The organism is Polynucleobacter sp. JS-Fieb-80-E5, from assembly GCF_018882015.1.
GTDB lineage: Bacteria > Pseudomonadota > Gammaproteobacteria > Burkholderiales > Burkholderiaceae > Polynucleobacter.
This window is the reverse complement of record NZ_JACVPH010000001.1, coordinates 165,692-186,057: the sequence shown is the minus strand read 5'-3', so window position 1 is coordinate 186,057 and position 20,366 is coordinate 165,692. Positions and strand designations below refer to the sequence as shown.

17 protein-coding genes are annotated in these 20,366 nt (G+C 45.2%); 13 read left to right on the top strand and 4 right to left on the bottom strand.

Features of this window, described 5'->3' with window-relative positions; all coding sequences use genetic code 11:
- Positions 1–4 precede the first annotated feature (4 nt).
- From rbfA to ICN44_RS00795, 4 genes are all read left to right on the top strand, one after another.
- Positions 5–385, top strand: a complete 381-nt coding sequence (rbfA, locus tag ICN44_RS00810) for a 30S ribosome-binding factor RbfA (RefSeq protein ID WP_216262076.1) — start codon at positions 5–7, stop codon at positions 383–385.
- A 3-nt stretch (positions 386–388) separates the two neighbouring features.
- Complete coding sequence (truB, locus tag ICN44_RS00805) at positions 389–1,300, top strand: tRNA pseudouridine(55) synthase TruB (RefSeq protein ID WP_216262074.1); 912 nt, start codon at positions 389–391, stop codon at positions 1,298–1,300.
- Positions 1,301–1,351: 51 nt separating this feature from the next.
- Positions 1,352–3,169, top strand: coding sequence for a translational GTPase TypA (gene typA / locus ICN44_RS00800; protein WP_072583488.1), 1,818 nt, complete (start codon positions 1,352–1,354; stop codon positions 3,167–3,169).
- A 111-nt stretch (positions 3,170–3,280) separates the two neighbouring features.
- Positions 3,281–5,644 (top strand): Tex family protein, encoded by a 2,364-nt coding sequence (locus ICN44_RS00795; RefSeq protein WP_216262072.1) that lies wholly within the window; start codon positions 3,281–3,283, stop codon positions 5,642–5,644.
- Between the two features lie 49 nt (positions 5,645–5,693).
- Here ICN44_RS00795 and ICN44_RS00790 read toward each other — a convergent pair whose 3' ends face one another.
- From ICN44_RS00790 to ICN44_RS00780, 3 genes are read right to left on the bottom strand one after another with little or no spacing between them, the layout of a single operon-like run.
- A complete protein-coding gene (locus ICN44_RS00790; RefSeq protein ID WP_255537310.1) occupies positions 5,694–6,647 on the bottom strand; it encodes a transglutaminase family protein in 954 nt (317 codons plus the stop codon).
- Positions 6,625–9,213, bottom strand: coding sequence for a circularly permuted type 2 ATP-grasp protein (locus ICN44_RS00785; protein ID WP_216860432.1), 2,589 nt, complete (start codon positions 9,211–9,213; stop codon positions 6,625–6,627). Before ICN44_RS00785 ends, ICN44_RS00790 begins: the two co-directional genes overlap by 23 nt.
- 35 nt (positions 9,214–9,248) lie before the next feature.
- The gene (locus tag ICN44_RS00780) at positions 9,249–12,644 is read right to left on the bottom strand and encodes a DUF2126 domain-containing protein (protein ID WP_216262068.1); all 3,396 of its coding nucleotides are present in this window, start codon (positions 12,642–12,644) and stop codon (positions 9,249–9,251) included.
- Positions 12,645–12,839: 195 nt separating this feature from the next.
- Here ICN44_RS00780 and ICN44_RS00775 point away from each other — a divergent pair, with 195 nt between their 5' ends.
- The 5 genes from ICN44_RS00775 (at position 12,840) to ICN44_RS12385 (ending at position 16,089) form a co-directional block, all read left to right on the top strand.
- Positions 12,840–13,055: a hypothetical protein gene (locus ICN44_RS00775; RefSeq protein WP_215320092.1), complete on the top strand. Its 216-nt coding sequence runs from the start codon at positions 12,840–12,842 to the stop codon at positions 13,053–13,055.
- Positions 13,056–13,087: 32 nt separating this feature from the next.
- Positions 13,088–13,876, top strand: a complete 789-nt coding sequence (gene scpB, locus ICN44_RS00770; protein WP_216262066.1) for a methylmalonyl-CoA decarboxylase — start codon at positions 13,088–13,090, stop codon at positions 13,874–13,876.
- A gap of 59 nt (positions 13,877–13,935) precedes the next feature.
- Positions 13,936–14,838, top strand: a complete 903-nt coding sequence (locus tag ICN44_RS00765) for a pseudouridine synthase (protein ID WP_216262064.1) — start codon at positions 13,936–13,938, stop codon at positions 14,836–14,838.
- Positions 14,839–14,935: 97 nt separating this feature from the next.
- A complete protein-coding gene (locus ICN44_RS00760; RefSeq protein WP_216262063.1) occupies positions 14,936–15,253 on the top strand; it encodes a hypothetical protein in 318 nt (105 codons plus the stop codon).
- Complete coding sequence (locus ICN44_RS12385) at positions 15,250–16,089, top strand: GGDEF domain-containing protein (RefSeq protein WP_216262060.1); 840 nt, start codon at positions 15,250–15,252, stop codon at positions 16,087–16,089. Before ICN44_RS00760 ends, ICN44_RS12385 begins: the two co-directional genes overlap by 4 nt.
- A gap of 26 nt (positions 16,090–16,115) precedes the next feature.
- On the opposite strand, the gene ICN44_RS00750 is transcribed toward ICN44_RS12385, so the two are convergent.
- A complete protein-coding gene (locus tag ICN44_RS00750; protein WP_216262058.1) occupies positions 16,116–17,756 on the bottom strand; it encodes an FMN-binding glutamate synthase family protein in 1,641 nt (546 codons plus the stop codon).
- A gap of 139 nt (positions 17,757–17,895) precedes the next feature.
- On the opposite strand from ICN44_RS00750, the gene ICN44_RS00745 reads away from it, so the two are divergent.
- The 4 genes from ICN44_RS00745 (at position 17,896) to ICN44_RS00730 (ending at position 20,304) form a co-directional block, all read left to right on the top strand.
- A complete protein-coding gene (locus ICN44_RS00745) occupies positions 17,896–18,279 on the top strand; it encodes a translational machinery protein (protein ID WP_215320084.1) in 384 nt (127 codons plus the stop codon).
- Between the two features lie 23 nt (positions 18,280–18,302).
- Positions 18,303–18,557, top strand: a complete 255-nt coding sequence (locus tag ICN44_RS00740; protein WP_216262056.1) for a hypothetical protein — start codon at positions 18,303–18,305, stop codon at positions 18,555–18,557.
- A gap of 231 nt (positions 18,558–18,788) precedes the next feature.
- Positions 18,789–19,922 carry a PAS domain S-box protein gene (locus tag ICN44_RS00735; RefSeq protein ID WP_216262053.1) on the top strand — a complete coding sequence of 378 codons (1,134 nt, stop codon included), beginning with the start codon at positions 18,789–18,791 and terminating at the stop codon, positions 19,920–19,922.
- A 13-nt stretch (positions 19,923–19,935) separates the two neighbouring features.
- Complete coding sequence (locus ICN44_RS00730) at positions 19,936–20,304, top strand: HD-GYP domain-containing protein (protein ID WP_216262051.1); 369 nt, start codon at positions 19,936–19,938, stop codon at positions 20,302–20,304.
- The last annotated feature ends 62 nt before the right edge of the window (positions 20,305–20,366 follow it).

Below are 20,366 nucleotides of genomic sequence, written 5' to 3'. Positions count from 1 at the left end.
CAATATGCATAAAACTAGCCCGCATCGTAACCAGCGTCTCGCCGATCAAATTCAGCGAGACCTGGCCGAACTTATTCCGCGTGAATTGCGCAGTCCGAGTTTAGGCTTGATTACTTTACAAAGTATTGAGCTCACACCGGATCTGGCCCATGCCAAAGTGTTCTTTACGGTTTTGGGTGCTGAGCCTGAGCATGCTTTAAAAGCGCTTCAAGAAAAAGCCGGGTATTTGCACTCACTCTTGTTTAAGCGTTTGCATATTCACACGGTTCCTACCTTACATTTTCACTATGACAGCTCAGTAGAGCATGGCATAGAAATGTCTCGATTGATCGATCAGGCCGTTGATAGTGATCGCAGCAGCGACCATAGAGATGAGACTAAATAATTCATGTCAATACGGATCGACGGCGTAGTGCTGCTAGATAAACCTGCTGGAATGAGTTCACAGGGTGCCGTTACTGCAGTCAAGCGCGCCTTTAATGCTGACAAGGCCGGCCATACCGGTACATTGGATCCAATGGCGACTGGCCTATTGCCTATCTGCTTAGGTGAGGCAACTAAATATTCACAAGACCTGCTTGAGGCTGATAAGACCTACATCGCAAGAGTGAAGTTTGGCTCGCGTACCGATACTGGTGATGCAGAAGGTCTGACCATTGAAGAATTACCTTTACCTGCATTTTCAAGCGTAGTTGAAATCAAAGCTGCATTAGATGCTTTACTTCCAAAATTTACGGGGCCAATATCTCAAGTGCCGCCAATGTATTCCGCACTCAAGCGTGATGGCAAACCTTTATATGAATATGCGCGTGCAGGTGTCGAGTTAGAGCGCACTCCACGAGATATTACAATTCACTCCATTCGTTGGACTGAAATTGCTTGGCCAGAAGCTACGTTAGAAGTCAGCTGCAGCAAAGGAACCTATATTCGCGTATTGGCTGAAGACATTGGAAATGCTTTAGGTTGTGGCGCCCATTTAGTGGGTTTGCGTCGCACCGAAGTAGGACATCTGAATCTTGAGCAGTCGTTTACGCTTGAATCAATTCAAAGCGGCTTGCAAAATAGCGCTAACTACATATTGCCTGTGGATGCCTTGCTGCAAACATTGCCGCACTTAACCGTGGATGAGCAACAAGCTAAACGTCTTGAGATGGGGCAGCGTGTACCTCTGAACTTACCTTCCATTGAAGCATTGGTTCGCATTTATCGCGCGACTGCTGCTCCTCATAACTTTATTGGTACTGCTGATTGGCGTTCTGGTGTGTTGCATCCAAAGCGCTTAATTTCTCAGGCTCATTAATTAATTTTTATTTATAACCCTTTTACTTATCTTTAACTCAAGAAGCTTCACATGACTAAACGCGCACTTCGTAACATCGCCATCATCGCCCACGTTGACCACGGAAAAACTACCTTGGTTGACCAACTCTTGCGCCAATCTGGCACATTCCGTTCAAATGAAAAAATGACCGAACGCGTCATGGACTCAAACGACTTGGAAAAAGAGCGTGGCATTACTATTTTGTCCAAGAACTGTGCAGTGGAATATGACGGTACACATATTAATATCGTTGATACCCCAGGGCACGCGGACTTCGGTGGTGAAGTTGAGCGCGTTCTCTCGATGGTTGATGGTGTATTGCTCTTGGTTGATGCGGTTGAAGGTCCAATGCCGCAGACCCGCTTCGTTACCAAGAAAGCCTTGGCATTAGGTTTGAAGCCAATCGTTGTGATTAATAAGGTTGACCGTCCAGGCGCACGTTGCGACTACGTGATCAATGCAACTTTTGAATTGTTTGACAAACTTGGTGCAACTGAAGAGCAGTTAGATTTCCCAGTGATCTATGCATCAGGCTTGAATGGTTATGCGGGAGAGTCAGAAGATGTGCGTGAAGGTACTATGCGCCCCTTGTTTGATGCTGTTCTGAAGCACGTTCCTGTGCGTGACGACGACGCAGAAGGCCCATTGCAATTCCAGATTTCTTCAATTGACTACAACAGCTATGTTGGCAAGATCGGTGTTGGTCGTATTAGTCGCGGCCGCGTGAAGTCAGGCATGGAAGTGGTCTGCATGAACGGTCCTGATGGCACGCCATTCAAAGGCCGTATCAACCAAGTATTGAAATTTAAAGGTCTCGAGCGAGAAATCGTTGACGAGGCAGTTGCTGGTGATATCGCCCTCATCAATGGTATTGAAGATTTGGCCATTGGCACAACAGTATGTGCGGTTGATAAGCCAGATCCATTGCCAATGCTCAAGATTGATGAGCCGACCTTGACCATGAACTTTATGGTGAACACTAGTCCATTAGCTGGTCGTGAAGGTAAGTTTGTAACTAGCCGTCAAATTCGTGAGCGTTTAGACCGCGAATTAAAGGCTAATATGGCTCTGCGTGTAAAAGAGACTGATGATGACACCGTATTTGAAGTATCAGGTCGCGGCGAGTTGCATCTCACTATCTTGGTAGAGACCATGCGTCGTGAAGGCTATGAAATGGCAGTTTCCCGTCCACGCGTTGTCTTTCATGAAGAGAATGGCGTCAAAATGGAGCCGTATGAGAACTTAACGGTGGACGTTGAAGATGCCACTCAAGGTTCTGTGATGGAAGATTTGGGTAAGCGTAAGGGTGAGTTGCAAGATATGGTGAGTGATGGCAAAGGCCGCACCCGTCTTGAGTACCGCATTCCTGCACGTGGTCTGATCGGCTTCCAAGGTGACTTCATGACCATGACTCGCGGCAATGGTTTGATGAGTCACACATTTGATTCTTATGCTCCAGCGAAAGATGGCATCTTGGGTGAACGCCATAATGGCGTATTGATCAGTCAAGATGATGGTGAAGCAGTTGCCTACGCTATTTGGAAGTTACAAGATCGTGGTCGTATGTTTGTTAGTCATGGTGATCCTGTATACGAGGGAATGGTTATTGGTATCCATAGTCGAGACAATGACTTGGTTGTTAACCCAATTAAGGGTAAGCAATTAACCAACGTTCGCTCTTCTGGAACTGACGAAGCAGTTCGCTTGGTAACACCAATTGATTTGACCTTGGAATATGCGGTTGAATTCATTAGTGATGATGAGTTGGTTGAAGTAACGCCGAAAAGCGTTCGTATCCGTAAGCGCCACTTGAAAGAGCATGATCGTAAGAAAGCATCCCGCGAGTAAGCTCTTTTCCAGCTTCACAACAAAAGTCACCTCCGGGTGGCTTTTGTTCTTCATTGAAATCAAAACTATAAATTAATCATTTATAAGTTAAATAAATAAAACTAGATATACATGCTGCCATCAATTGAACAACGCCTTGCCCAAGAACTTGCTGCTAAACCGGCTCAAGTAGCTGCTGCTATAGCTCTGATGGATGAGGGCGCTACCGTACCATTTATCGCTCGTTATCGTAAAGAAGCTACCGGTGGCTTGGATGATACGCAGTTACGTTTATTGGAAGAACGTCTTAGCTATCTTCGTGAACTAGAGGATCGCCGCAAAACAATCGTTGCTTCCATTGAGGAGCAGGGCAAGATGACGCCAGAGTTGCTGAAAGCCATTATGTTGGCAGAGGATAAGACTCGCTTAGAGGATCTTTACCTGCCGTATAAACCTAAGAGAAGGACTAAGGCGCAAATTGCTTTAGAGGCTGGCTTAGAGCCCTTGGCAAATGATCTGCTCAATAACCCCAAGCTCGATCCTGAAACAGAGGCTGCAAAGTATCTGAAGGATGCGTTTCAGGTCGATGGAACAGATAATCCTGGCGTTGCGGATACCAAGACTGCGCTTGAAGGCGCACGTCAAATTTTGATGGAGCGCTTTGCAGAAGATGCAGCATTGGTGCAATCTCTTAGAGAGTACTTGCAAGATCATGGTGTAGTCGAAGCCAAAGTGATTTCTGGTAAAGAGCAAGAGGGAGAGAAGTTCGCTGATTACTTTGATTACTCTGAGCCGATTAAAGCCATTCCATCGCATCGTGCCCTAGCTTTATTTAGAGGTCGTCGGGAACAGATGTTAATGGTCAACCTGCGCCTAGATTCTGAAGAAGAAAAGCCAAAATGGGATTCTCCTCACAATCCTTGTGAAAACCGGATCGCCAATCATTTCAAGATCAAAAACGAGGGGCGACCCGCCGATGCTTGGTTAGCCGATACGGTTCGCTGGACTTGGCGCATTAAGTGCTCACTGCATTTAGAGTCAGAGCTAATGACAGCACTACGTGAGCGCTCAGAAACTGAAGCGATTAATGTATTTGCTCGCAACCTTAAAGCCCTCTTGCTGGCAGCGCCTGCTGGCCCAAGAGTCACTATCGGCCTTGACCCCGGCATGCGCACTGGTGTGAAAGTGGCCGTAGTGGATGCTACTGGAAAAGTAGTGGACACCGAAGTAATTTACCCGCATCAACCAAAAAATGATTGGGCTGGTTCATTGGATGTCTTGGCTAAATTAGCTGAGAAGCACAATGCCACCTTAATCTCGATTGGTAACGGTACTGCATCTCGCGAGACTGATAAATTAGCCCAAGAACTGATTAAGGCTAAGCCAGAACTCAAACTCACCAAGATTGTTGTTTCTGAAGCGGGTGCCTCTGTTTACTCTGCATCTGAATACGCCTCAAAAGAATTACCAGGTATGGATGTATCGCTCCGTGGTGCGGTATCGATTGCACGTCGACTGCAAGATCCCTTGGCTGAGTTAGTGAAGATTGATCCTAAATCAATTGGCGTAGGTCAGTACCAGCACGACGTCATGCAAACTCAGTTGGCTAAATCATTAGTCGCAGTAGTTGAGGATTGCGTGAATGCTGTCGGTGTTGATGTGAACACTGCTTCAGCCCCATTGCTAGCAAGGGTTTCCGGTTTAAGCTCAACAGTGGCTGAGGGAATAGTGGCCTATCGCGATAGCAAGGGTGCATTTAAATCAAGAGTTGATCTAAAGAGTGTTCCGCGACTCGGCGATAAAACGTATGAGCAAGCTGCTGGATTCTTGCGCATCATGAATGGTGATGATCCATTAGATGCTTCTGCAGTTCATCCTGAATCTTATCCTTTGGTAGAAAAGATACTGAAGGATATTAAGAAAGGTGTGAAAGAAGTGATTGGTGATGCTAGCTTGCTGAAGTCACTTTCACCAGAAAAGTATGCTGATGGTCAGTTTGGTGTACCCACCGTGACTGACATTCTTAAAGAATTAGAAAAGCCTGGTCGAGATCCACGTCCGGAATTTACTACTGCAACTTTTAAAGATGGTGTCGAAAAAATTAGCGATCTCAAAACGGATATGATTTTAGAAGGCGTAGTGACTAACGTTGCCGCCTTTGGTGCCTTTGTGGATATTGGTGTACATCAAGATGGTTTGGTGCATATCTCTGCTTTATCTAATACCTTCGTAAAAGATCCGCATAGTGTTGTTAAAGCGGGGCAGGTTGTGAAAGTCAAAGTGCTAGAGGTGGACGAAAAGCGTAAGCGTATTGCATTAACGATGCGCTTGAGTGATGAAGCCCCAAAGGAGAGTGCTAAGGCAGGAGCCAAAACTGAGCAAAGAGCCACCAATCGCCCTAGGTCAACAGAAAACAGAAAACCACAGGAAGATAGAAGGTCGGCTGCACCTATTAATAACGCCATGGCTATGGCATTAGCTAAGTTAAAAAAATAGCAGCTTATTTTTTTGTATAAGTACAGAAGCCTAATGGTTTTATCGATCCTTAGGGAATGATAGGCATTACCGTTACAGCTACATCAAGCGTATGGTCTGCTCCGCCATGAATGACGCCACGGATAGGGGAGACATCGGAGTAATCTCTTCCCTGGGCCAAGTGAACATAATCTTCACCAGGAGTTCCGTAGCCCCAGCGATTATTAGTTGGGTCTAGATCACACCAAATGCCCTTACCTAAAATACCGTTTTCATCCATGCTGGGAACATAAACTGAGACCCAAGCATGCGAAGCATCGCCGCCAATCAGTCTTGCTTGACCAGGCGCAGGGTTCGTCAGAATATAGCCGCTCATATATTTTGCTGGAATGCCGATACTGCGGAGCGACGCAATCAAAATATGTGCAAAGTCCTGGCAAACACCTTCACGCTTATTTAGCGCCTCTAGTGCAGGGGTGTTGATATCGGTACTTTTACTAACGTAATGAAATTCACTATAGATGCGTTTCATCAAATCAATTGCCGCATCTAATATAGGCCTACCAGCCGTGAAATTAGCCCTCGCAAATTCTGCGAACTCTGGTCTCAAAGTAATGAATGGAGATGTAAATAGAAATTCTGAGGCAGCATCCCATTGAGTATTGGAGTGATACCGGAAGTATTCGCGTACCAGCTCCCAGGGTGCGGTTTCCTGGGGCTTAGGGCCATATTCGGTAGCTTTAGTCTCGATCAGTGATTTGGCTGTGATGAGTAATTCGCTGTGCCTATTCTGCAAAGAAAAGAAGGTGCACACATTTCCATGGCTATCTCGATTTTCTTCGCTCCAAGAAGGCCTCGGGCTCACCTGAACTTCTGACTTTAATACCCGTTGTGTTTCTAGATCTGCTGGTTTGAGGTGAGCAAAATGCTGGGCAATCTCAACATCAGGATCATAAGCGTAGCGCGTATCGTGGGTAATTTCTAGCAACATAATTGGCGCATTACATTTGGATACTGTATTCATTAGAGTGAATCAGATTGAAATAGCGTGCGCTAATTGCATCTGAAACATTCCAAGCGGATTGCGAGCAATTGCTCAAACAATTTCTTAGGTTGGAGAGATTACCAAACCCATCGGCAGTCGATAAGGTGTATAGGTCGTAATCTAGTAAATTAATGACACTACGGGTTAGCTCATCCGGGTTATTTCGCTCGGTGCCCGCAAGTTTGGAGAGTCTGGCGCGGAGCGCTTTGCTAACCCATGCCAGGGAACGTGGATTTTCATCATCCATTACCAGCAAGCTGATTAAAGGGGCTATCTCGCGACTTTGTTGGTGCTGTGCATGAAAGGTGATCGTGCTGTCAAATAAATTGAGTAGAGCGGTATAACCTGAGCTGTCTGCATTTGGATTATTAAGTAAGCCAGAAACGATGGCTGAATCTAATGCGTTTGTCAGAAAGGCCAGCCTCTCAATATGTCTTCCAATGGAAAGTAGTTGCCAGCCATCATCACGTGTCATACGGTCAGTTTGAGCGCCGGTGATCGCCGCTAAGCAGCTACTCGCACCATTTAAAGCGTCGATAGCGAGCGAGGCAGAAAAATCATTAAAGGTATTGGCTTTATGGCAATCAGCTTGAAATTGCTCAATGCAATGATTGATAGTGCTCCATTGTTCGGGCGACAGACGCTCTCTAACATTAGAGGCCGTGCGCTTCATGGCATTCAGGTTATAGCCCACGCTGGTGACGCTGTCGCTGGCATTGAGAGAGTTAATTAAAGTGCGCTCAAAAATTCGGTGACGCATATCACTCTGATCAAAGTTACTTGGTACCCCTTCAGGCACAAGTCCGTAGTAGTGACATAGGTTTTCTAGCCAAGACCACAATGAACGGGAAGGGGTGTATTCGCTATTAATATTTTCAAGATAAAGCTTGGCTAAGCGCAGAATATTTTCACTGCGCTCGGTATAGCGCCCAAACCAATAGAGATTCTCGGCAGCGCGGCTGGTAACCAAGCGCTTACGCATTACTTTTTCAGTGGTTTGAATCGGGTGCTGTGGTTGTTGTTCTTGCTCTTGGGAGGGCTGTGGGCTTTGAACCCATACATCTGCACTACTACCGCCCCGTTGCATAGAAGCAATACCTGAATCAGTGCTGGCGATACGGGCAAGTCCACCTGGTAATACTTGCCAGCTATTAGAACCATCACTCAGGGCAAAGACTCGTAACATATATGAGTGGGGCTCAATCAAAGACGCATCATTGAGGTTAAAGGCATTTAACCAGGTTGGCATTTGTGCCAATGGAATGTAGGTTTGTACAGTGTGCTCATCGGGTTGCCTAGTAATGCGGCCCACCCATTCATCTAACTGAGCCTGATTTAGATCGCAGCCTAAAGCGGATTCGTAACTTTGATGACCTGTGCCATTCGGAAACGTCGGCTTAATGGCGCTATGCCCTAAATTCGGAATGGCAGCCTCAAGTGCAGCGCGTTCACCACACCACCAGGTATCCATTGCTGGAAGCTGCACTTTTTCATTTAAAAGTCTCTCGCTAATCGACGGCAAGAATCCCAGTAGAGCGGGGGATTCTAGGAAAGCTGAGCCAGGAGCATTTGCCAGTACAACATTACCAGCGCGTATCGCTTGCAATAGACCGGGGACGCCTAGAGTCGAATCAGAGCGCAGTTCTAATGGATCTAAAAACTCATCATCCAAACGCTTGAGCAAAATATGTACAGGCTCTAAACCGCGTACCGTTTTCAAAAACAAATGTTGGTCGCGTACGGTTAAGTCACCACCCTCAACCAAAGTTAGGCCAAGATAACGAGCGAGATAGGCGTGCTCAAAGTAGGTCTCGTTATAAGGTCCCGGGGTAAGGAGGGCAATATGGGCATTAGCACCTGCCGGACTTTCAAGCTTCAATGCATCGATTAAGTCTCTATAGGCATTTGCTAGTGGGGCAATCTGCATGAGCTCATATGCTTTGGGAAATTGCCTTGCAATCAGATTGCGATTTTCCAAAAGATACCCCAGACCAGAAGGTGCTTGGGTGCGTTGCGACAGTACTGACCATGATCCATCGGGTGCTCTGGCTAAATCAAAAGCCATGATGTGAAGATATTTTCTATTCTTCAGCTCGACACCATGCATGGAGCGCAAGTAACCAGGATGTCCATGAATTAATGCTGGAGGAATCCATCCTTCCTTCAACAAATTTTGCTGCCCATACACATCCGCCATAATGGCTTCGAGTAAACGCGCTCGCTGCAAAACTCCAGACTGAATTTTTTGCCAAGAATCGGGGCTAATGAGGAGCGGGAATAAATCTACTGACCAAGGGCGCTGCGGACCAAACTCGTCGGCATAGACGTTATACGTAATGCCGTTATCCCGAATCTGCCTGTTGAGTTCTTGAGTACGTTGATCAAGATCGCTTAACCCAGAGGGGCCAAGAGATTCAAAAAAAGTTTGCCATTGGGGCAGTAGCGACTCTGATTCCCCTCGCAACTCATCAAAGTGTCCCTTTTTAGGTGTGGGTGATAGACGGTTGATGTCCTCCACCAGCGAAGGGTTGCTGGAGTCTTTCAAAGTATAAGCCTGAGGGTTGTCCACAAACTATTGTCTCACCGCCGCATATCCAGCGTAAATGGAAATTCCTTGCTAGCCGGGAGGTCAATATTCGCCTGAACCCCTTCAATAGTTCCTGGGGTATGGCCCATCCTAAAGAAGCGAGAAAGACGGCGACTCTCTGCCTCATAGGCATTGATAGGGAAGTTATCGTAGTTTCGGCCGCCAGGATGGGCAACGTGATACTGGCAGCCCCCCACGGAGCGTTTATTCCAGGTATCGATCACATCAAAAATCAATGGAACATGAATGCCAATACTAGGGTGCAGGCTAGATGGAGGATTCCAAGCCTTATAACGAACGCCTGCTACATACTCTCCCGCAACTCCTGTTGGTTGTAGCGGCAAAGGCTCGCCATTACAGGTAATGGTGTAGCGGCTTTGATTTAAGCCGGTAACACGTAATTCAATTCTCTCTAATGAGGAGTCAACATAGCGTGCAGTACCGCCTGCAGCATTTTCCTCGCCCATAACGTGCCATGGTTCAAGTGCATTGCGTAAGGTAATTTCTGTACCCATAGTTTGCAATTGTCCAATGAGCGGGAAGCGGAACTCAAGGTGAGGTGCAAACCACTCCGGCTTAAAGTCGTAGCCGTGCTTTTGCATCTCTTGAATGACATCATCAAAGTCCATTTTGATAAATGTTGGCAAGAGGCAGCGGTCATGGAGTTCAGTTCCCCAGCGCGTCATTGGTGCCTCATAAGGCTTATCCCAGAAGCGAGCTATCAAGGCGCGAATGAGTAATTGCTGAACAATGCTCATATGCGCATGTGGAGGCATTTCAAAAGCACGTAATTCTAGTAAGCCTAAGCGACCCGTTTGACTATCTGGTGAATACATCTTATCAATACAGAACTCACTGCGATGGGTGTTGCCAGTGACATCAATCAGGATATTGCGTAGGGTTCTATCGACCAGCCATGGCGGCATGCTTTGGCCAAACTTCTTGCGATTCTCACGAATTTCTTTCAGCGCGATTTCTAATTCGTAGATTTGGTCATTGCGTGCTTCATCCACGCGAGGTGCTTGACTGGTTGGTCCAATAAACATGCCGCTAAAGAGATAGCTCAAGCTCGGGTGGTTGTGCCAATACAAAATCAGGCTGGCCAAGAGCTCAGGTTTGCGTAAGAACGGACTATCAATCGGCGTTGCACCACCCATCACAAAGTGATTGCCACCACCTGTACCGGTATGACGGCCATCCGCCATAAATTTCTCAGCAGAAAGGCGAGATTCAAAAGCAGCTTGATATAAGAATTCCGTATGCTCAACCAATTCGCCCCAGTTATGGGCTGGATGAATATTGACTTCAATAACGCCTGGATCTGGTGTCACCTGTAATAACTTCAAGCGTGGGTCGCGTGGTGGGGTATATCCCTCCAGCACAATTTGAAACTGAAGTTCTTCAGCAGTTGCTTCTACCGCCTCCAGTAAATTGAGATAGTCTTCAAGACGAGCGAGTGGGGGCATGAAGACATATAGCACGCCTGACTTACCGCCATGCTCATTCTCAGCCTTAGGTCCATTGGAGCGCATTGGATCACGTGCTTCTACGCACATCGCTGTTCTGGTAACCCATGCAGCTGATTCTTGACGTTTTGGATGTCTTACTTCTTGCGACTGACTCCAAATCGTTTTGCCAGACGCTGGAAATTCTTTACGAGCGGGTTGTTGTTGGTGAACAATTGACGCTTGACTATTTAAAGGCGGCCTGGGAGCAAATGGATCTTGCTCAATGAGATAAGGGTAGTCGGCTTTACTAACCCAGGGTAGGGACTCCAGGGGGAGTCGATAGCCCATGGGGGAGTCACCTGGTAGCAGATAGAGACGATCATCACGATATTCCCAGGGACCCGTTTTCCAAGCGGTGTCTAGATAGTTCTTTCCTTCATTCGCTTCGATAGGGAGGACGTAGCCCACCACGGAATCTAATTTCTGCGTGAAGACCCGCTTTAAGCGAGTGCGCTCCATCTCATCGTCTAGGTTTGATTTGAAGGGGTCAACGTTGACAGGTAACTTGGATTCCCGCCAGAGGTAATAGAAAACATCCTCATAAGCGGGTTCGATAAATTTATCCGCTAAACCTAATTTTTTGGAAAGTGTGTAGACAAATTTTTCAGCATCTTTACTGGTGTAGTTCGTAGGGTGACGTTCATCGGCGAAGAGTTTGGGATTTTTCCAAATAGGCTGTCCATCAGCCCTCCAGTAGATTGACAAAGCCCAACGAGGGAGTTGTTCTCCTGGATACCATTTGCCTTGACCAAAATGAAGGAAGCCACCATCGCCATATTCTTTGCGAAGTTTTTCTACTAAATCGGTTGCGTAACCTCGCTTCGTTGGCCCTAATGCATCTACATTCCATTCACGTTCATCACGTCCATTAACGGATACAAAAGTAGGCTCACCACCCATGGTCAAGCGAACGTCGCCCGCAACCAATTGCTTATCAACTTGATGACCCAGATCGACAATCGCTTGCCACTGTTCTTCGGTGTACGGTTTGGTTACTCGGGGCGCTTCATAAATGCGAGTAACCTCCATGGAGTGAGCAAATTGCACTTCACATTCGTCAACACCACCTTCAATCGGGGCTGCACCTGAAGGTTCAGGGGTGCAGGCAACAGGAATATGGCCTTCGCCAGCAAATAGGCCGGAAGTCGGGTCCAAACCAATCCATCCTGCACCTGGCAAATACACCTCACACCAGGCGTGCAAGTCGGTGAAATCTACCTCTGTTCCGCTTGGTCCATCAAGTGCCTTGACATCTGGCTTGAGCTGTATGAGATAGCCTGAAACAAAGCGCGACGCGAGTCCGCAAAGACGCAAGAGATTCACCATTAACCAAGCAGAATCACGACAAGAACCACTGCGAAGTTTTAAAGTCTCATCTGGGGTCTGTACTCCAGGCTCCATTCGAATGGTGTAGCTAATATCCTTGTGAACTTTTTGATTGAGCGCAACCAAAAAATCGATAGTGCGCATCTTGCTGCGATCAACCGTTTTAAAGTATTTGTTGATGCCGTCATTTCGCTTTTTACCTAGGTAAGGGCGCAACTCTTTCTTCAGATCTTGGCCGTAGGTAAAGGGGTAGTCTTCAGCATCTGGCTCTAAAAAGAAATCAAATGGGTTGTATACGGCCATCTCCGTAACAAGATCGACCGTTACTTTAAAGCGTGTCGTTGGTTCAGGAAAAACCAAACGCGCTTGATAGTTTGAAAACGGGTCTTGTTGCCAGTTAATGAAATGACCCTCAGGCTCAATCTTGAGAGAGTAAGAAAGAATGTGACTGCGGCAGTGAGGTGCCGGTCGCAGACGAATTACCTGCGGCCCCAGTTTGACTGGGCGGTCATATATATATTCGGTGACGTGGTGTAGGGCGGCGTGTATAGACATGACTCAAAGTCTATAAGTTCACCACAAGGGTGCATTATTGCGGCGCACAAGATGGGTGCGTAAAGGTGAGGCGTGCCCAGATTTGGGCAGAACATGTCAAAAACAGGGCATTTAGTAACTTATCCCCATTTCAGGAGGGATAAGTTGGAGTTATGAGCCAGCCTATATTTAGTTGGTCAATAGCCAGGAGGAAATATGGTCGTCTATATCACTCGAAATATCATCGCCAGAATGCGTCGTAATGATGGTACCGATAATGGCTGTAGACCTCTAAACCCTGGAAAGTATGAGGCTAACAAGACCAATGATGGGGCACTGGAAATTCTTCAGGATGCTGGCGAGCCAGTCTATCTTTTACCCTTTATCTGGTGGGAAAAGATGGAGTTAGGCGATATTTTGATTGCAGCTTAACAAGACGTAAATATCAACTCAGAGACAGCATCTTGAACTATCAATACATCAAAACAGAGCAGGCTGATTTAATCGCCACAATTCGGTTTAATCACTACGAAAAGCGTAATGCATTAAGTGAGTGCTTGATAGAAGAGATGCATCATGCTTTGGAGGAGTTTGGCAAGCAAGATGTGCGGGTCTTGGTTTTGAGATCGGACCAAAAGAATAAGGTGTGGTCTGCAGGCCATGATGTGATGGAATTGCCTAGATCAGAGCGGGATCCCTTACCCGCTGATGACCCTGTCATGGTTTTGCTGCAATCCATCAGAGCCTTTAGAGCGCCGGTGATAGCCATGGTAGATGGTTCGGTATGGGGTGCTTCAACTGATTTGATCATGAGTTGCGATATTGCTATTGGCGATCATGACTCCACCTTTGCAATTACACCGGCCAAGTTAGGGCTCCCCTATACCGCGAGCGGAATTTTGCATTTCATGTCACGAATGCCCTTGAATGTCGTCAAAGAGATGTTCCTGACTGCTGATCCTATTGGCGCTGATCGGGCCTTACAGATTGGCATCCTGAATCATCTCTACGTCTCTGGTGAATTAGAGCTAAAAACTTACCAAATGGCTCGAACTATTGCTTCGCGTTCACCCCAGGCTAACTCTGTGCTCAAAGCCCAAGCGCAAATGCTCTCTGATGCTGCAGTCATGAACCCCGCCGTATTTGAGCACCTACAATCCTTGCGTAAGAATGTGTATATGGGAAGTGATTACCGAGAGGGTATTACCGCCTTCCTAGAAAAGCGCGACCCAGTATTTGGTCAGGCCAAATAAAGCGACGCCAATAACACTCAGGGAAAAGCATAAAATAGGGCTCCTATCTATGGGGCGCTATGAGCACACAAGTTAATTCAGAAGGAGTCTCAGCATCGCGGGTGTATTTGCCTGCAGATCAATCTCATCTGAATTTGCTGGCATTTTTTATTGCCCAGTTTCCGCACATTAGCGAAGTAGAGTGGATCGATCGCTTTCATGAAGGGCTTGTGCTCGACCAAGAAGGCCATGCCCTTAATGCAAGTGACGTCTATATACCTAATACTCACTTGCTGTACTTCAGGCGACTAGCTCGCGAACCAGAGATTCCATTTGAAGAGCAGATCCTCTATCAAGATGAACATATTCTGGTTGCAGATAAACCCCATTTCTTGCCGGTAACGCCAAGCGGACTCTACTTGCATCAAACTCTATTAAATCGACTCAAGAAAAAAACAGGCATCCAAACACTCAGCCCGATACATCGAATTGATCGTGATACTGCAGGACTGGTTATCTTTTCAGTTAACCCAAGTGAACGAGCTCAGTACCAAAATTTATTCAGAGATAGGGCAGTCAAAAAGGTGTATGAAGCAATAGCACCATACTCTGAAGAATTAGAAAAACAACTTCCAATCACTTATCAAAGCCGCATTCAAGAATCAGAACATTTTCTGCAAATGCAAGAAGTTGAGGGTGAGCCAAACTCAGATACCTTGATTGAGCTCATAGCAACAAACAAGCCATGGGCTAAGTATCAACTTACCCCGGGTAGTGGCAAAAAGCATCAACTGCGTTGCCATCTCAATGCCCTCAATATTCCAATAAAGAATGATCAGATCTACCCCATACTTACGCCTTACCAAGAATATAGTTTGGACTTTTCAAAACCATTACAGCTGCTGGCCAAAGTATTAGAGTTTATTGATCCAATTGACGGGTCAAAAAAAGTCTTTAATAGCATTCAAGACCTAGTACTTTAGTTCTACATCACTTGATTTTGGTCGTTAGGATCGGCCTAGGCACTTAAAAAAGCATAGAACTTAGCACGATATTAGCTCTTAAGCTAACATGTTACCCATGACGTCTAAACCTCGTTACCGCTGGCTTTTAAATCGATTGAGGCACCAGCCAGCCAGCCTGGAGGAGTGCAGCCCCGACCTCATCGTGGAATATGCAAAAGCAACCGGTGCAAAAGTATTTTATCGTTCCAATGAATATCCACGCTGCCCACAATTAAGTCGTGACTTTAGTAAGTTGGTTAGACTTAATTTGGTAGCCCGAAGAAGATCTTTTCTTTACGACCTCAGCGGATTTATGGTGTCTCCAAAATCGACCTATGTTTATCGCTTAACACCAGTAGCTGCAAATTCACTTACTTGGGTTGATCGAGAGTGATTCAAGTGAATGGTATCGATAATCTATTTGGAATAAAACCAACAATAGCAGTGCAGCTTGGATTTACTTCACTACTTTTAATTTTAGTTCTCGACATCGTATCGCCTGATGATTACCGGTTAGTTCTGCTTTACTTATTTCCTGCTGCAATCATTGCCTTAAATGCAAAGTCAATGAAGGTGGTGATCGCTGCGTTAATTATCACCACTATTTTTGAAAATTATTTTCTTTTTAGAGATGAGTATTTCCCTCTTTATTTTACGAAGATTGAAATATTGAATATCGCCATTCGATTTCTGGCAACCCTATTAATCATGTGGCTTGCAAGGTCGCTTAGACGTAGTCAATTGCGCGTAAATCTTTTGGCAAATACGGATTCATTAACGGGCTTATGGAATAGGCGCTGGGCTCGAATCATGATAGAGCAGGCGATTGCAAGGCTAGAAGAGGCCCAGGAAGTATTTTCTGTTGCGCTGATTGACGTAAATGACTTCAAAAAAATTAATGATGTTCGAGGACATTTGGTAGGCGATCAAGTTTTGACAAAGATCGCACATACCCTGATGGAATTTTCGTCTGAGGATGTCTTGTTTTTCCGCTTGGGTGGCGATGAGTTTTTGATTGTTGCATCAAAGGTAAATGAGCAACAAATGCATCAGGTGTGTGGCGACATCGTTAAAACAGTTGATCAGACGATGATTGAATCCGGATACCCAGTTAGCTTAAGTATTGGCATGGCTACATATAGCGATACAGTCAGATCCGTCTCAGACATCCTGCATGAAGTAGATCTAGAGATGTATCGCCATAAAACTGAAGGTAAAAAGGCGCTATAAAACTCTTCTTTAGAGATGCTTTAGACCTAGGTCTTCAGAGCAGAAAAGCTTTGGGCCTGGGATCGATGCCAATACAGCTCAAATACTCTCGGCAGATTCAGGCTCGGATCTATGTGCTCAGCCTTGAGTAGTAGGCCAGCAGGCATCTCAGGCAGCAGGAAAGAGAGAAGTCTCACTTCATTTTTGCTAATGCGGCGAATAATATGATGGGCATCTATTTCAGTTGGGTGATTTAGTCCGGCTGCCTCAACCAGTTCTTTTAAAGTTTTCAGAGTTTCATTATGAAAATTAAATACACGCTCAGATTTGTCCGTTACAACTAAGGCCTTCTGCCTGATCGGATCTTGGGTGGTAACACCAGTTGGACAAAAGCCGGTGTTGCAGACTTGAGCTTGAATACAGCCAATGGAGAACATAAAGCCGCGAGCGCTATTGCACCAGTCTGCCCCCAGTGCAAATGTAACAGCCATATCAAAAGCACTAATGACTTTGCCCGAGCAGCCAATCTTGATCTTGTCGCGTAAATTAACCCCCATTAAGGTATTGTGTACCAGGCGCAAGCCATCTTGTAGCGGTGTGCCAACGTGATTAGTAAACTCTACTGGCGATGCTCCAGTGCCACCCTCAGAGCCATCAACCACGATAAAGTCTGGATGAATATTAGTTTCTAACATAGCTTTTACCAAGCCAAACCATTCCCAGGGGTGGCCTATGCAAAGTTTAAAACCAACCGGTTTTCCACCCGAGAGATCACGAAGTTTTTGAATGAAGTGCATCATCTCTAATGGTGTTGAAAATGCACTATGTGAGGATGGGGAAATACAGCTTTCGCCTTCTTTAACTCCGCGAGCGGCAGCAATCTCGGCAGTGACTTTGGGTCCAGGTAATATCCCGCCATGTCCAGGCTTGGCTCCTTGGCTGAGTTTGATTTCAATCATCTTGACCTGAGGGTCTAAGGCATTTTCTTTGAACTTGTCTGCGTTAAAGCCGCCATCAGGATTGCGGCAGCCAAAATAACCTGAGCCAATTTCCCAAATGAGGTCTCCACCATGAACGCGATGGTAATGGGAGATGGAGCCCTCACCAGTGTCATGAGCAAACCCACCTTTTCTAGCGCCTAGGTTTAAGGCAAGAATGGCATTAGCGCTCAAGGACCCAAAGCTCATAGCGGAGATATTGAAAATACTGGCTGAATACTTTTGTTTGCAATCCTTGCCGCCAATCTCTATTCGAAAATCATGGCTAGGTAAGTGGGTGGGCGCTAATGATTGATTGATCCATTGGTAGCCTGGTGCCATTACATCTAAAGTAGTGCCAAAGGGAATTTCATCGGCTACTGCCTTCGAGCGTGAATAGACTAAAGTTCTTTGCTCTCTGGAGAAGGGGGTTTTATCGTTATCACCCTCAATAAAGTACTGCCTAATCTCTGGGCGAATAAATTCTAATAAAAAACGCATATGCCCCAGAATGGGATAGTTTCGCAAAATAGCATGCTTGGTTTGTGTACAGTCGTATATGCCTACAATTGTTAGCAATCCAAAAACCAATAAGACTGGCCAATCAAAAATACCCATCAATAGAGCAATTCCGCTCAAAGCTGTTCCGCATATACAGATAGCAAAAGTACTTAGTCGGATAGGTAGTAGGGGGTGTGATTGTTTGCTCATAAGGGGCTCAATTCAAGGGGATTTCAGTATGGATAGTAATTAAGTAGGTTTTATTGTGCTTTAAATCAAATTTTGACATGAAACTAGCCCTTTGCTGGAGTATTCTGAAGTGGTAGCCACTATCAACAATAGGAACCATATGTCACTAAACCATGCAGTAATTTGGATTGACCATAAAGAAGCTCACGTCATGTTCTTAAGTGAGGAGGCTAGCGAAGCCGAAGTGATTCGCAGCAAAAGCACCCACACTCATCTGCATCACAAAGCCAATGAGGTCGGTAGTGGCAAAGTCGCTTTAGATTCCAAGTATTTGCATTCAGTCATCAATGCCGTGAATGAATCCAAAGAAATTTTGATTCTTGGTCCAGGTTCAGCAAAATTAGAGCTCATCAAGCACGCGCACAAGCATGATGCCAATATCGCAGAAAAAATTGTTGGCGTAGAAACGGTTGATCATCCTACTGATAAAGAAATTCTTGCTTATGCACGCAAGTTTTTCTACAAAGTAGATCAAATGATTTAAAAAACGAATCAAGGAAATTGAAAATGAAAGAAACTCAAGAGCCCTTAGGTCCAGATGGACTCCCTGGACATGATTATTTTCTAGATGCAGTAAATCATATTGATGAAGCTGTGGCGAACAATACGATTGCCGCTGGCGCAGCTAAAGGCTTGGTATTTAGCTTGGTTGAAACCTTAGGCGCAATGGTGGGTGATCCAGATCTACCGAATCATCTGAAGTCCGGTTATATGGGCGCTTTAGATCTTGCGGTTGAGTTAGAGGCGAAGCTATCTAATTAGGCTAACTATTCAGAGCATCTAGAGTAAGGGCGGCTTCGGTTGCCCTTATTTATTTCAAAAGACGGGTCGATTGTTGTGAGGCAAAGACCCCTTTTATCACCCAAATAGTATTTAATGACGTCATCTTTTGATCAAAAGAGGTATTGGGCATATTCAGTTAGTCTGATAGCGCACAGACACCCCTAAAACGTATTTATATATTTGTGTGCTAGTTCATTCAAATATAAATTTATGACCACAGATCTCTCATCAACAATTTCCATAGATCCCTCACAAGAGGCTCTTGGGCGAGACGCTATTTCAAGATTATTGGCGATCGTTAATAGTTCCGATGATGGAATTCTTGGATTGGACCTACAGGGAACAATTACTAGTTGGAACCCGGGGGCTGAAAAAATCTTTTCCTATACTCCCCAAGAAGTAATTGGTCAAACGATGGCATTTCTGATGCCCGCTAATAGATTGGACGAAGAAGACAATATTTTAAAAAAGATGCTTAAGGGTGTTACGGTTAATCAGTTAGAAACGGAGAGGGTTGGTAAAGGCGGTCATCACATAGCGGTATCAATTAAAGCCTGCCCAGTAATGAGTTTGGATGGCAAAGTTATTGGATTCTCTAAAATTATTCGCGACATTACAACGCAAAAGAAAGAGGCTCAGGCTCTCATTGATGTTAATAACGAGTTAATTTTTCAAAATGAAGAAAAAGTAAAGCGTGCAGCTGAACTTGTTATTGCTAATGAAGAATTGACATACCAAAATAATGAGAAAGAAAAAAGATTAAAAGAGCTAATCTTTCAAAATGAGGAAAAGGCAAAGCGTGCAGCTGAACTTGTGGTTGCTAATGAAGAGTTGCTTCATCAAAATGAAGAAAAAGCAAAGCGCGCGGCCGAACTAGTCTTGGCAAGTGAAGAGAAGGCTAAGCGGGTGCATGAGTTAGTCGTTGCTAATGAAGAATTGCTATATCAGAACGAAGAAAAAGTGAAGCGTGCAGATGAGCTTGTTATAGCTAATGAGGAAAAAACTAAACGGGTTGATGAGTTGGTCATTGCGAATTTTGAGAAGGCCAAAAGATCTGCTGAACTTGAGGCAAGCATTAAAGAAACACATCAAACAGAATACCAAATGCTGACTAGCTTAAATGCATTGTCTCTTGCTCGAGATAATGAAACTGGCAATCACGTAATTAGAACTCAGCATTATGTTAGGGCTATTGCCACTAGATTATTTGAGATGGGAAAATATCCAGATCAAATCAATAGAGAAACTATCGAGCTAATGTTCAATGCAGCTCCACTTCATGATCTGGGTAAGGTTGGAATTCCGGATACTATTCTGCAAAAAAAACGGGAAATTGACAGATGATGAGTGGATGGTGATGAAAACTCATACCACAATTGGTGTGAATGTCTTGTCCGCCGCCCATCTTCAGTCTGTAAGAACCAATCAGGTGATTGGGGTGGCTATTAAAATTGCAGGAGGCCATCATGAGCATTGGGACGGTACTGGTTACCCAAAAGGATTGAGCGAAGAAGCCATACCATTGGCAGCAAGAATTATGGCAATTGCAGATGTATACGATGCCTTGGTCAGTAAGAGGGTCTACAAGGAGAAGTGGATATATGAACTCGCAATTAAAGAAATTCTTTCTTTAAGGGGACTCCAGTTTGATCCAGTTATTGTTGATGCTTTCGAGTTAGAGGAAAGTCATTTCTTAGAAATAGAAAAACTTCACTGCGATACATAACATCTAGGGCGATTACCATTATCCTGAAAGTTTAATTTGCCCCTAAACCAAAACAAACTAAA

Excerpts from the sequence above, each read along its gene's own strand:
- typA (WP_072583488.1), top strand. The coding sequence starts at position 1,352 with ATGACTAAACGCGCACTTCGTAACATCGCCATCATCGCCCACGTTGAC.
- ICN44_RS00760 (WP_216262063.1), top strand. The coding sequence starts at position 14,936 with ATGACGTCTAAACCTCGTTACCGCTGGCTTTTAAATCGATTGAGGCAC.
- ICN44_RS00740 (WP_216262056.1), top strand. The coding sequence starts at position 18,303 with ATGAAAGAAACTCAAGAGCCCTTAGGTCCAGATGGACTCCCTGGACAT.
- ICN44_RS00790 (WP_255537310.1), bottom strand. The coding sequence starts at position 6,647 with ATGAATACAGTATCCAAATGTAATGCGCCAATTATGTTGCTAGAAATT.
- ICN44_RS00780 (WP_216262068.1), bottom strand. The coding sequence starts at position 12,644 with ATGTCTATACACGCCGCCCTACACCACGTCACCGAATATATATATGAC.
- ICN44_RS00750 (WP_216262058.1), bottom strand. The coding sequence starts at position 17,756 with ATGAGCAAACAATCACACCCCCTACTACCTATCCGACTAAGTACTTTT.
- ICN44_RS00795 (WP_216262072.1), top strand. The coding sequence starts at position 3,281 with ATGCTGCCATCAATTGAACAACGCCTTGCCCAAGAACTTGCTGCTAAA.
- ICN44_RS00745 (WP_215320084.1), top strand. The coding sequence starts at position 17,896 with ATGTCACTAAACCATGCAGTAATTTGGATTGACCATAAAGAAGCTCAC.
- ICN44_RS00735 (WP_216262053.1), top strand. The coding sequence starts at position 18,789 with ATGACCACAGATCTCTCATCAACAATTTCCATAGATCCCTCACAAGAG.
- ICN44_RS00765 (WP_216262064.1), top strand. The coding sequence starts at position 13,936 with ATGAGCACACAAGTTAATTCAGAAGGAGTCTCAGCATCGCGGGTGTAT.
- truB (WP_216262074.1), top strand. The coding sequence starts at position 389 with ATGTCAATACGGATCGACGGCGTAGTGCTGCTAGATAAACCTGCTGGA.
- ICN44_RS00730 (WP_216262051.1), top strand. The coding sequence starts at position 19,936 with ATGAAAACTCATACCACAATTGGTGTGAATGTCTTGTCCGCCGCCCAT.
- ICN44_RS00775 (WP_215320092.1), top strand. The coding sequence starts at position 12,840 with ATGGTCGTCTATATCACTCGAAATATCATCGCCAGAATGCGTCGTAAT.
- rbfA (WP_216262076.1), top strand. The coding sequence starts at position 5 with ATGCATAAAACTAGCCCGCATCGTAACCAGCGTCTCGCCGATCAAATT.